This window comes from Shinella sp. (assembly GCF_049651085.1).
In the GTDB taxonomy this organism is placed as follows: Bacteria; Pseudomonadota; Alphaproteobacteria; order Rhizobiales; family Rhizobiaceae; genus Shinella.
In genome coordinates, this window is sequence record NZ_JBASBL010000018.1 from 107,808 (window position 1) to 119,712 (window position 11,905).

10 protein-coding genes are annotated in these 11,905 nt (G+C 62.7%); all 10 read left to right on the forward strand.

Annotated elements, in window-relative coordinates; all coding sequences use genetic code 11:
* The first annotated feature begins 33 nt into the window (after positions 1–33).
* The 10 genes from WA950_RS10530 (at position 34) to WA950_RS10575 (ending at position 11,900) form a co-directional block, all read left to right on the forward strand.
* Entirely contained in the window at positions 34–1,401 is a 1,368-nt protein-coding gene (locus WA950_RS10530; protein WP_424551657.1) for a dihydroorotase, read from the forward strand.
* Positions 1,398–2,723 (forward strand): Zn-dependent hydrolase, encoded by a 1,326-nt coding sequence (locus WA950_RS10535; protein ID WP_424551658.1) that lies wholly within the window; start codon positions 1,398–1,400, stop codon positions 2,721–2,723. The genes WA950_RS10530 and WA950_RS10535 overlap by 4 nt, the downstream gene beginning before the upstream one ends.
* 12 nt (positions 2,724–2,735) lie before the next feature.
* Positions 2,736–4,400, forward strand: a complete 1,665-nt coding sequence (locus tag WA950_RS10540; RefSeq protein WP_424551659.1) for a urocanate hydratase — start codon at positions 2,736–2,738, stop codon at positions 4,398–4,400.
* A complete protein-coding gene (locus tag WA950_RS10545; protein WP_424551660.1) occupies positions 4,397–5,767 on the forward strand; it encodes a UbiD family decarboxylase in 1,371 nt (456 codons plus the stop codon). The genes WA950_RS10540 and WA950_RS10545 overlap by 4 nt, the downstream gene beginning before the upstream one ends.
* Before the next feature lie 58 nt (positions 5,768–5,825).
* On the forward strand, positions 5,826–6,386 hold the full coding sequence (locus WA950_RS10550; protein ID WP_424551661.1) for a UbiX family flavin prenyltransferase: 561 nt from the start codon (positions 5,826–5,828) through the stop codon (positions 6,384–6,386).
* A 146-nt stretch (positions 6,387–6,532) separates the two neighbouring features.
* Positions 6,533–7,552, forward strand: a complete 1,020-nt coding sequence (locus WA950_RS10555) for a TRAP transporter substrate-binding protein (RefSeq protein WP_424551662.1) — start codon at positions 6,533–6,535, stop codon at positions 7,550–7,552.
* 75 nt (positions 7,553–7,627) lie between these two features.
* Positions 7,628–8,173 (forward strand): TRAP transporter small permease, encoded by a 546-nt coding sequence (locus WA950_RS10560; RefSeq protein ID WP_424551663.1) that lies wholly within the window; start codon positions 7,628–7,630, stop codon positions 8,171–8,173.
* 5 nt (positions 8,174–8,178) lie between these two features.
* Positions 8,179–9,483, forward strand: coding sequence for a TRAP transporter large permease (locus tag WA950_RS10565; protein ID WP_424551664.1), 1,305 nt, complete (start codon positions 8,179–8,181; stop codon positions 9,481–9,483).
* A 30-nt stretch (positions 9,484–9,513) separates the two neighbouring features.
* Entirely contained in the window at positions 9,514–10,704 is a 1,191-nt protein-coding gene (locus WA950_RS10570; protein WP_424551665.1) for a CaiB/BaiF CoA transferase family protein, read from the forward strand.
* A gap of 20 nt (positions 10,705–10,724) precedes the next feature.
* On the forward strand, positions 10,725–11,900 hold the full coding sequence (locus WA950_RS10575) for an acyl-CoA dehydrogenase family protein (protein ID WP_424551666.1): 1,176 nt from the start codon (positions 10,725–10,727) through the stop codon (positions 11,898–11,900).
* Positions 11,901–11,905: the final 5 nt, after the last annotated feature.

Genomic DNA, 11,905 nt, shown 5'->3' on the forward strand with positions numbered 1-11,905 from the left:
TCGCTGATCCTCTCCGGGGAGCGAGGAGAGAGCATGAGCGATTTTGACCTGATCATCACCGGCCGCGTTGTCGGTGCCGACCGCGTTCGTGAAAACGGCTATGTCGCAATACGCGGCGGGGTGGTCGAACGGATTGGCGAGGGCGAACCGCCGGCCGGCCGGGAGCGGCATGATTTTCGCGATGCTTTCGTCATGCCCGGCGCCATCGACGCGCAGGTACATTCCCGATCGCAGCACGGCCAGGAAGATTTTATCTGGTCGACGCGCTCGGCAGCCGCTGGCGGCGTCACCACCATCGTCGACATGCCCTACGATGACGGCAATCTCATCTGCACTGGCGAGCGGCTTGCCCGGAAGGCACGCGAGGCGGGCGAGCAGGCGCGGGTCGATTTCGCACTTTATGGAACGGTGCACCCGGCCGACGGTCCAAAGCACATTGCCGACATGGTCGCCGCCGGTGCCGCCGCCTTCAAGTTTTCCACCTTCGGAACCCATCCCGAGCGTTTCCCCCGCATTCCGCCCCAGACGCTCTACGCTTGCTTCAGCGAGATCGCCCGGCATGGGCTGGCTGCCGGCGTCCACAACGAAAACGACGAGATGGTGCGCGCGGCCGAGGCTGCCGTCGCCGCATCCGGCATCACCGACTACCGCGCCCACGGTCTGTCGAGGCCGCCGGTCACCGAGGCGCTTGCTACCGCCGAGGTCTATGAACTCGGCGCGGCGTCCGGCTGCTCCGCCCACATCGTTCATTGCTCCATCGGGCGCGGCTACCAGATTTGTCGCGACCATCGTTCGAACGGCTTCGACGCGACGATCGAAGCCTGCATCCATTATCTGGTGCTGGACGAGGAGAATGACGTCGCACGTCTTGTCGGGAAGGCCAAGATCAATCCGCCGATCCGGCCGCGCGCCGAGGTGGAAGCGCTTTGGCGTCATCTCGCGGCGGGCAATGTCACGGTCGTGTCGACGGACCATGTCAGCTGGTCCGAAGACCGCAAGCTCGACCCCGTGATGCTCAACAATGCTTCGGGTGTGCCGGGCCTGGAGGTTCTCTATTCGCTTCTGCTGAACGGCCTGCTCAAGCGCGGCCTCAGCCCGGTCTGGGCGGCGCGACTGCTCGCAGCCAATCCCGCGCGGCTCTTCCGGCTTGGCCACCGCAAGGGCGCTCTGGAGGCGGGGCGTGATGCCGATATCGTCGTGATGGCTCACGATCCGCGCCGCTACGACGCTGCCGCGAGCGGCAACAATGTCGTGGGATGGAGCCCCTACGAGGGTATGGAGCTGGCATACCGGCCGGTCGCCACTTTCCTGCGCGGCCGCATGGTCTTCGATGGCCAGCATGTCCTTGCCGAGCCCGGCTTCGGTCGCTTCGTGACGCCGTCCCTGGCGGTGGCATCGTGAAAAAAGCAGCGGTTGGACCGCAGACGAACCTCCCTATCGACGGTGACAGGCTCTGGTCCGACCTGATGGAACTGGCCGCGATAACCGATCCCGGCATGCCCTATACGCGGCGCTCGTTTTCTCCGCGTTTCCTGGAAGCGCGGGCGTGGCTGGCCAACCGCTTTTCCGAGGCAGGCCTTGCCGTGCGCATCGATGCCGGCGGCAACCTGATCGGACGCATGGAAGGCGCCGATGCGCATGCGGGCACGATCATGATCGGCTCGCATTCCGACACGGTTCCTGCAGGCGGGCGCTTTGACGGCGTCGCCGGCGTGGTGAGCGCGCTGGAAATCGCCCGGTCCCTGTGCGCCGCCGGCCGCACGATCAGGCATGCGATCGAGGTCGTGGATTTCCTTGCGGAAGAGCCCAGCGAGTTCGGGCTTTCCTGCGTCGGCAGCCGCGCCATGAGCGGCATGCTGACGGCAGAGCAGCTCGGCTATCGCGACCAGACCGGCGAAGTGCTTGGCCATGCGATCGGACGCGTCGGTGGCGATACGAGCCGGCTCGAAACGGCGAGGCGCGATGACGTTGCGGCCTTCTTCGAGCTGCATATCGAGCAGGGCATCGTTCTCGAGCAGGGTGGCATCGACCTTGGCATCGTCACGGCCATCGCCGGTATCGCTCGTGTCGAGGTGATCTTCGAGGGCCGGGCCGACCACGCCGGAACCACGCCGATGGATCTGCGCAGCGACGCCGGCCTTGCGGCGGCCTTGACCGCCGCCTTCGTGGCGGAACGCGCCGGACAGGACGCACGGGGCGGAAACGGCCATTTCGTGGCGACAACAGGGGTCGTCGAAATTGCGCCCAATGCGGCGAATGTCGTACCCGGGCGGGCGCGGCTTGTCGTGGATATCCGCGCAGAGGATCACCGGGTCACGGAACGGTTTCTTGCAGCGCTCGAGCAGCGCACGCAAGAGGTCGCGCACGCTTGCCGGGTGAACCGGAGCGGGTGGGCGGTCCTCTCGGATACCAATCCGGCGGCTTGCGACGGACGCTTGCAGGTGATGCTTTCGCATGGCGCGGGCGCGCTGGGCTACTCGACCATGCCGATGGCATCGGGTGCCGGCCACGACGCCGCCTTCATGACGCATATCGCACCGAGCGCGATGATCTTCGTGCCTTGCCGGGACGGGCGCAGCCATGCGCCGGAAGAGTGGGCCGAACCGGAGGTCATCGCCGCCGGCGCGGCCGTGATCCACGACGCCATCCTGTGCTTCGACGCGTCCGAATCCCTGACGCCAAAGTCGCCCGGCATCAATTTGACAGACCACGCATTCGACTGAAAGGTTTTGACCATGCGCCAATTCAACACGACCTCCGGCTCCACCCTGCGCTGCAAGGGATGGCGGCAGGAAGGCCTGCTCCGGCTACTGGAAAATGTTCTGGCCGTCGGCGAGGACCCGGAAAATCTGATCGTCTATGCAGCGCTGGGCCGCGCGGCTCGCGACTGGCCTTCGCACGACAAGATCGTCGAGGCGCTGAAGACCATCGAGGACGGCCAGACGCTCATCGTCCAGTCGGGCAAGCCGATCGGTATCGTGCGGACCCACGCCAAGGCGCCGGTCGTGCTCATGGCCAACTGCAACATGGTCGGCCAATGGGCCAAGGCCGAGAACTTCTACAAGTGGCAGAACGAAAACCTCATTTGCTGGGGCGGCCTGACGGCCGGTGACTGGCAGTATATCGGTTCGCAAGGGGTCATCCAGGGCACCTACGAGATCTTCATGCGCATCGCCGAGCAGAATTTCGGCGAGGACCTTGCCGGGCGTTTCGTGCTGACGGCCGGCCTTGGCGGCATGGGCGGCGCACAGCCTCTCGCCGGCGTCATGGCCAAGGCGGCGATCCTGTGCATCGAGATTGACGAGGCGCGTATCGAAAAGCGCATCGAGGTCGGCTATCTCCACAAGAAGGCCGCGACGCTTGACGAGGCCCTTGCCCTGATCCGCGAGGCGCAGGCTCAAAAGAGCGGGCTGTCCGTCGGGCTATGCGGCAATGCGGCCGACATCTACGAGGAAATCCTGTCGCGCGGCATCATTCCCGACGTGGTGACCGATCAGACATCGGCCCACGATCTGGTCTATGGCTACGTGCCTTCGGGCCTCAGCCTCGGCGAGGTGCGCACCATGCGTAGCGAAGCGCCAGAGCAGCTGATGGAAGCATCGACGCGCTCCATCGTTCGGCACGTCACGGCCATGCTGGGCTTCCAGAAGGCGGGCTCGGTCGTGTTCGACAATGGAAATCTCATTCGCACCCAGGCGAAGAATGGCGGCGTCGACAACGCATTCGACATCCCGATCTTCACCGAGGCCTTCCTGCGCCCGCTATTTGCGCGCGCCATCGGCCCGTTCCGGTGGATCGCGCTGTCCAACGATGCCGACGACATTCGCAAGATCGACGATTTCCTGCTTGAACATTTCAAGGACAATGCGGGCGTGACGCGCTGGATCAAGCTGGCGCGCGAGCATGTTCCGGTTGAAGGCATGCCGGCGCGGATCGCGTGGCTCGGCCACGGCGAACGCACCCAGCTCGGCCTCGCCGTCAACCGCATGGTGCGGGAGGGTACGCTCTCGGGGCCGGTCGCGTTCACGCGCGACCATCTCGACGCCGGCGCCATGGCGCATCCGAACATCATGACGGAAAACATGCGCGACGGTTCCGACGCGATAGCCGACTGGCCGCTTCTCAATGCACTGGTCAATTGTGCCTCGCAGGCGGATCTGGTCGCCATTCATTCGGGCGGCGGCGGCTATTCGGGCTACATGACGAGTTCAGGCGTGACGCTGATCGCGGATGGTTCCGCAGAGGCCGATGAACGGCTGGAAATGACCCTGACCAACGACACTACGACGGGCGTCATGCGCTATGCCGACGCGGGCTACGAGGAATCGTATGACGAGGTGGCAAAGAAGAACATCGATCATTTCCGCCTCCCCACCAATCCGCGGAGCGCCCGGTCATGAGCATGGCACCCGATCAGAGCATGCGCGGTTTCCTGGCCGCGCTCGAGGCGGCCGGTGATCTGCACCGTGTCGACCGGCAGGTCGATCCGCGTTTCGAAATCGCCTCGGTGATGGCGCTGCGCGAGCGCGGCCCGGCCCAGCTTTTCGCAAATGTCGTCGGCCATGCGATGCCGGTCGTCGGCAATCTCTATAACAGCCGCGAGCGCTTCGCCCGCGCGCTCGGTATCCCGGTATGCGAACTGGATGCCCATTGCCTTGCGGCGCTGCGCCGGCCGATCAAGCCGGTGATCGTCGATGCAGCCCCTGTGCAAGAGATGGTTCACATGGCGCCGCTCGATGTCGGCGCGCTGATGCCGGTGCCGCACTGGTTCGAGAAGGAAGCCAGCCCCTACATCACGGCGGGTGTCATCGTTGCCAAGGACCCGGAAACGGGGCGGCGCAATGTTTCCATCGCGCGGCTGCGGCTTGAGGGTGGCACGCGTCTGATGGCGGGCATCGCCAAGAACCACCATCTCGCCATCATGGCCGAGAAGGCGCGCAGGCTCGGGCGCGATCTGGAGATTGCGATTGCCGTCGGCAACAATGCGGCCGTACTGCTGGGCTCCCAGCTTTACCTAGACCTCGGCGACGACGAGTTCGACAATGCGGGCGCGCTGCTTGGCGCGCCGGTCGAACTGGTGAAATGCCGGACGGTCGATGTCGAAGTGCCGGCCCATGCCGAGATCGTGATCGAGGGCGTGCTTCGTCCCGACGACTTGATCGAGGAAGGTCCTGTATCGGAGTTTCCCGGTTTCTACGTCAACTACGGGCCGGGAATCGGTGTGGAGGTGACCTGCGTCACCCACCGGGCCGACGCAATCTACCAGGCTATCCTGCCCGGATACGCCGCCGAGCACTGCCTGCTCGGCGCGGTGGCCATCGGCACCACGCTGACACGGGATTTGCAGCGCGCCATTCCGGCAGTTCGGCGGGTGTTCATCACCGATGGCGGAATGGGCCGGCTGCACGCGGTCGTGACCATGCATCGTCCACGGCTCGGCGAGGGCAAGCGTGCCGTTCTCATGGCGATGGGGTGCGTGAACCTGCTCAAGCTTGTCGTCGTGGTCGAGGATGATGTGGATCCGGAGGACTGGCGTCAGGTGGAATGGTCGCTCGCCGCGCGCTTCAGGGCGCACGAGGACCTGATTGTCCTGCCGGGCGTGAAGGCCGATCGCTGCGACCCGGTTCATGAGGATCTGGTCGTAACGAAAGTCGGCATGGTGGCCACCACGCGGCCGGGTGACGGCGAGGCCGGAGGGCGTTCCGAGTTCGTGCGCCCGCCGATCGATATCTATGAGCGTGTCAGAAGCGAGCTGGACCTCTATTAATGCCCACTGTCGAATCTTTGCAAACCCTGGCTGTGGCCCAAGAGGAGTTCATCAAGGCATGAAAAAGCGTTTTGTCGTCGCGATCACCGGAGCATCGGGCCACGTCTATGGCATTCGTCTGCTGGAAGCGTTGCGGGCCCTGGAATGCGAGACGCATCTGGTGATGTCACGCTCGGCGGTCGTCGCGCTCGCCTATGAAACGGACATGAAGCTCGCGCAGATACATTCGCGCGCCGATCACGTCTATTCGAACGACGACGTCGCTGCCGCGATATCGAGCGGCTCCTTCCGCGCGCACGGGATGTTTATCGCTCCCTGCTCTGCAAAGACGCTCGGCGAGATTGCGTCGGGAGCTTGCGGAACGCTTGTTTCGCGTGCGGCCGACGTCACGCTCAAGGAGCGCAGACGGCTTGTGCTCCTGTTCCGCGAAACGCCTTTGCATCTGGGGCATTGCCGCAACATGGTCTCCGTTACCGAGATGGGAGCAATCGTCATGCCGCCGGTGCCGGCCTTCTATCCGAGGCCGGAAACCGTGGAGGAAATCGTCGATCATACGGTTGGCAGGGCGCTCGACCTGTTCGATTTCGATGCCGGACTGGTCAAGCGCTGGAAGGAATAGTTTTGCGCGCAAAGCCTCTTCGTCTTTTGTGATCGGTCAGTTCCTCAAAACTTATTTCAGTGAAAGTGCCTCCTGCCTCGATAGTTTCAATCTGCAACAGAACCTGAATTTCTAATCAGGACCAAAGCCAAAGAGGGTGAACCAAAATGAAGACCATGAAGTTTCTAACGGCAACCGCAATCCTGTTCGGCGCGGTATTCATGTCGCCGGCGCTGGCGCAGGAGCCTGTCGTGCTGAAGTTTGCCAGCGCCTTCCCGCCTGGTAGCAAGACCAACTCGGTATCGGTGCCGGCCTTTATCAAGGCGGTCGAAGAGGCCTCCGAGGGAACGCTGAAGATCGAGCACTATCCGGGCGGCACGCTTGGAGCGAGTCCCGCGACCCAGCTCAAGCTGGTCGAGGACGGCGTCGTCGATATTGCCGAGGTCGTTGCATCCTATACGCCCGGCCGTTTCGCCGAACTTGAAATGTTCGAGCTGCCCTTCGTGTTCGAGACGACCCGCGAAGCCAGCCTGACGGCCTGGAAGCTCTATGAGAAGGGGCTGCTCACCGGCTTCGACAATCTTGAACTCGTCGGCATCGCGGAAGTTGGACCGTACTACCTGCACAGCAAGGAGACGGTGGAGCAGGCTTCCGATATTGGCGGGCAGAAACTGCGTGCCGGCGGTCCCCTGCAAGGTGCGGTTATCCAGGCCATGGGCGGCGTTGCCGTCGGTGGCATGCCGGCGACCCAGATTGCGGAAAACATCTCGCGCAGCGTGGTCAGCGGCACCTTGATGGATCTCGGCAACCTCTACAATTTCCGCATCGCGGACGCGGCGACCCATCACGTCATCAACGTTCCGCTTGGCAACGTCACGGTGATGTTCCCGATCAGCAAGAAGAAATATGAAAGCCTGCCGGAGAAGGCCAAGGCGGCGTTCGACAAATACCGCGGTGCCTGGTTCTCGACGCTCCTGGCGGAAAATCTCGACAAGCAGAACGACGAAACGTTGGAGCGCCTTAAGGCCGAGCCCAAGCACAAGCTGGTCGAGTTCTCCGAGGCGGACGTTGCTGGCCTCAAGGAGAAGTTCGGTTCGCTGAAGGACAACTGGGATGCCGACAAGGGCGGCGTCAATCTCTACCAGGAAATGCTGACTGCCCGCGACGCCGTGCGCGCTGGCGAGTAACCAGCTGGCGGTCGTGGCAAGCCGCGACCGCCTTCCTTGCCTCGCTGACGAGGCCTCAATCCGGAAGATTGTCGAATGACCCTGCTGGCAGGTATCCGCAGATTCGCGAAATTCGTCGCTACGCTCGGCCTTGCAGCCCTTGTGCTGCTGTCGATCATCATGATGGTCGATATTGTCGGCCGTGAATTGTTCCATACGCCGCTGACCGGTTTCAGTGATGTCTCAGATCTGATCATCGTGATCGCGGCGGCAGCCTGCTTCCCGGCCTCGCTCGCCAACAAGCAGCATGTCGCGGTCCGCTTCGCCGGAATGGCGCACTGGCGGTTGCGGGAGGGCCTCGATCTTCTCGGCCACGTGACCATGCTGGTCGTGTTCGTGATCATCGCGCAGCAGTTGTGGATCTACACCATCGATATTCATGCGACGGGTCAGACGACCTGGCTGCTTTACATCCCGGTCTGGCCGGTCTGGGTGCTGACGACCGCGATATTCGTGCTGTGCGTCCCCGTCCAATTGTCTCTCGTCATCAGTGCGTTCGGGCGGTTCATCTCGACCACGGCGCTGGCGGACGAGTCTGAAATCACTGAGCCGGCGCCGGTCCGTGCCTCCGAGGGAGAATGATGTCCATGGGACCGATTGAAACTGGCATTCTCGGCCTCTTCTGCCTTATCGCTGCGATCCTGCTCCATGTGCCGGTGGGAATCGCAATGGCTGCGGTTGGCGGCGCCTGCTATCTCTTTCTGACCGGCAACCTGGCCGGCATGCTCTCGCTGTTCGGCACAGAAACGGTGAACATGCTGACGAACAAGGATTTTTCCGTCGTCATGGCGTTTCTTCTCATGGGAGGTTTTGCCGGTACTGCGGGAATCTCGGCAGATATCTACCGTGTCGCCAATGTGTGGATCGGACATTTCAAGGGCGGCCTGTCCATGGCCACCATTCTGGGATGCGCAGGCTTTGGCGCGATTGCCGGGTCGTCGATCGCCACCGCCGCGACCATGTCCAAGATCGCGCTGCCCGAAATGGAAAAGCGCAACTACAATCTTGCGCTATGCACGGGTACGCTTGCGGCAGGGGGCACGCTGGGCTCCCTGATCCCGCCATCGATCATCATGGTGATCTACGCGGTTCAGGTCGAGCAGTTCGTGGTCGATCTGTTCCTGGCCGCGATCATTCCCGGCATCCTGTCGGTTATCCTGTTCATCATCGCCATCCGGGTTCAGCTGGTCCTGACGCCGTGGATGGCCGGCAGGGGCGAGCGTGTCGCATGGCCGGCGCGGGTGCGGGAGACCGGTCGTGCATGGGGTGCGATCAGCATTATCGGTGTCGTGATGGGCGGCATCTATACGGGGCTCTTCACGGTCAACGAAGGCGCTTCGGTCGGCCTGGTCATGACGCTCATCTTCGCGCTTGCCCGGCGGACGATGACGCGCAAGTCCTTCTTCGACACGTTGTTCGAATCCGCCGGTTCGATTGCGATGCTCTACATGATCGTGATCGGCGCAAACATATTCGGCTACTTCCTGACGCTGTCGCATATGCCGAGCGAAGTGGCCACCTGGGTTCAGGGGCTCGATATCCCGCCGCTGGCGGTCATCTTCATCATCATCGGCATGTATGTCCTGCTTGGCTGCGTGTTCGACGCGCTGGCCGGTATGGTGTTGACGCTTCCCTTCGTCGTGCCGATCGTCAGCGGCCTCGGCTATGACCTTGTCTGGTGGGGCATCGTCAATGTCATGGTCATCGAGATCGGCATGATCACGCCGCCGGTCGGCATCAACGTCTTCGTCATCAAGGGGCTGCGTCCGGATATTCCGCTGGGCACGATCTTCCGGGGCATCACGCCCTTCCTTGTCGCCAATGTCGTTGCCCTGCTCCTCGTGGTTCTGTTCCCGCAGCTGGCGACCTGGCTTCCCGACCTGATGCGCTAAGGCAGCTCAGACCGCTTACTGGAGATATAAATGTCCTCTACAAAGCCTTTTGCGGGCGTGACCGTGCTTGACTTCAGCCGTGTTCTCGCCGGCCCCTTCTGCACGGCCATGCTGGCCGATATGGGGGCCAGCATCATCAAGGTGGAACCGCCGTCAGGCGATGACCAGCGCGCGATGGGTGCCTTCAAGAATGGCATCAGCGTCAGCTTTGAGCTGACCAATCGCAACAAGCGAAGCATCAGGCTCGACCTGAAGAGCGAGGAAGGGCTGGAGATCGCCCGGCAGCTCGCTGCCCGTTGCGATGTGGTCGTCGAGAACTTCCGTCCGGGCGTGGCAGACAAGCTTGGCATCGGTTACGCCGATCTCAAGCGCCGGCGCGAAGACCTGATCTATTGCTCGATCTCTGGGTTCGGGCAGTCAGGGCCGCTTGCCAGCTTCCCGAGCTATGATGTCATCGCTCAGGCGCTGTCTGGCCTGATGAGCATTACCGGGACGCCTGCGGGGGAGCCGATGATTGTCGGCGATTCGGTCGGCGATACGGTTTCCGGCATCTTTGCTGCGTGGGCGATCGCCTCGGCCCTTTATCGCCGGGCGACCACCGGCGAAGGCGCCAATCTCGATGTGGCGATGTTCGATTCACTGTTTGCCTTGCTGCCGACGGCGCTCGCCCAATTGCAGGTGTCCAACGAAGCGCCCGTCCGGCATGGCAATCAGCATCCGCTGTCGGCCCCGTTCGGCGCTTACACCGCCGCGGATGGAAGCCTGATCATCGCCATTGCGAACAATGCCCTGTTCGCGCGCTTTGCTGCCACGATCGGAAAGCCTGGTCTTTCCAGCGACGAGCGTTTTGCGACAGACAGGCTGCGGCGGAGCAACCGGGACGAGCTGCGGGCCGAAATCGAGGCGTGGACCGGTTCGCTGGCCGCCGCCGATGCCGCCAGAATCCTCGGCGATGCCGGCATTCCCGCATCCGTGATCTGGGATGTCGCCGAGGCGGCGAACAGTCCGCAGGCGCAGCACCGCGCGCTTTTGACCACTGTCGAGCATGATGTGGTCGGATCCCTGCGACTGCCGGAGCAACCGGTCCATATAACGGGGCTTGCCCGTGGCGAGGTATGCCCGGCCCCCAAACTGGGTGAGCACGGTGCCGAGATTTTGCGTGACCTGCTGGGCAAGGACGAGGGCGAAATTGCCCGCTTGCAAGACGCCGGCGTGATCTGACGCCAAGGAGCGAGAAAGAAATGACTCTGACGTTTTCCGAAGAAGACAAGGCCTTCAGCAGGGAGGTCGGCGACTATCTGCGCGATAATCTTCCCACTGCGCTGGCAGACAAGGTGCGCCTCAATCAGCGCTTGACGCGCGAGGACTACGTTGCCTGGCAGGATGTTCTGGCCGCGCGCAACTGGTATGCCATCGGCTGGCCGAAGGAAGCTGGCGGCCCCGGTCTTACCCAGACGCAGCGCTACCTTTTCGAGCGTGAATATGGCGCTTTGTCCTGTCCGCATCCCTGCCAGTTCGGCATCGCGATGGCCGGTCCGGTTATCTTCACCTTCGGCAACGAAGAGCAGAAAGCCCGCTTCCTTCCGGGGATACGCGAGAACAGGGACTTCTGGTGTCAGGGATATTCGGAGCCGGGCGCCGGCTCCGATCTGGCGGCACTGAAAACCACGGCAGTCCGCGATGGCGACGACTACATCGTCAATGGACAGAAGATCTGGACGACGTGGGCCAACTGGGCAGACTGGATGTTCTGTCTGGTGAAGACCGATCTTTCGGTCAAGCCGCAGCGCGGTATTTCCTTCCTTCTGATCGACATGCGCTCGCCGGGCATAACGGTGCGGCCGATCAAGACCCTCGACGGCGAGGCGGAGTTTAACGAGGTGTTTTTCAACGACGTGCGCGTGCCCGTCGAAAACCGCATCGGAGAGGAAGGCCAAGGCTGGACCTATGCGAAATTCCTGCTCGAATTCGAACGGTTCTCGATGTCCGGCTCGGGGCGCTCGAAACGGGTTCTTGCCGAATTGCACGATGAGGCAAAGGCCCTCGGCAAGATCAACGATGCCGTTCTGGCAGATCGCCTGACCCGGCTCGAAATCGAGCTCCTGGCGCTGGAGCACATGGAACTGCAGCTTCTGGCGCGAAGTGTCGGCGGTGAAAATCCCGGCCCCGAGGCGTCCAAGCTGAAGATCCGCGGCACGGAAATCGCGCAGGCATTGTCCCGCCTTCGCGTCGATCTTCATGCGGATGCGTGCCTTGCCTATTCCGAGGCCTTTCTCGACGCGCAGGAAACCTCATCGCGGCCCGAAGCATCCGGTGCGATCGCGACATATCTCAATCAGCGCAAACTCACGATCTGGGGAGGCTCGAACGAGATTCAACGCATGATCCTCGCCAAGCAGGTTCTGGAACTAGGATAATCTCC

Excerpts from the sequence above, each read along its gene's own strand:
- WA950_RS10565 (WP_424551664.1), top strand. The coding sequence starts at position 8,179 with ATGGGACCGATTGAAACTGGCATTCTCGGCCTCTTCTGCCTTATCGCT.
- WA950_RS10575 (WP_424551666.1), top strand. The coding sequence starts at position 10,725 with ATGACTCTGACGTTTTCCGAAGAAGACAAGGCCTTCAGCAGGGAGGTC.
- WA950_RS10555 (WP_424551662.1), top strand. The coding sequence starts at position 6,533 with ATGAAGACCATGAAGTTTCTAACGGCAACCGCAATCCTGTTCGGCGCG.
- WA950_RS10570 (WP_424551665.1), top strand. The coding sequence starts at position 9,514 with ATGTCCTCTACAAAGCCTTTTGCGGGCGTGACCGTGCTTGACTTCAGC.
- WA950_RS10530 (WP_424551657.1), top strand. The coding sequence starts at position 34 with ATGAGCGATTTTGACCTGATCATCACCGGCCGCGTTGTCGGTGCCGAC.
- WA950_RS10545 (WP_424551660.1), top strand. The coding sequence starts at position 4,397 with ATGAGCATGGCACCCGATCAGAGCATGCGCGGTTTCCTGGCCGCGCTC.
- WA950_RS10540 (WP_424551659.1), top strand. The coding sequence starts at position 2,736 with ATGCGCCAATTCAACACGACCTCCGGCTCCACCCTGCGCTGCAAGGGA.
- WA950_RS10560 (WP_424551663.1), top strand. The coding sequence starts at position 7,628 with ATGACCCTGCTGGCAGGTATCCGCAGATTCGCGAAATTCGTCGCTACG.
- WA950_RS10550 (WP_424551661.1), top strand. The coding sequence starts at position 5,826 with ATGAAAAAGCGTTTTGTCGTCGCGATCACCGGAGCATCGGGCCACGTC.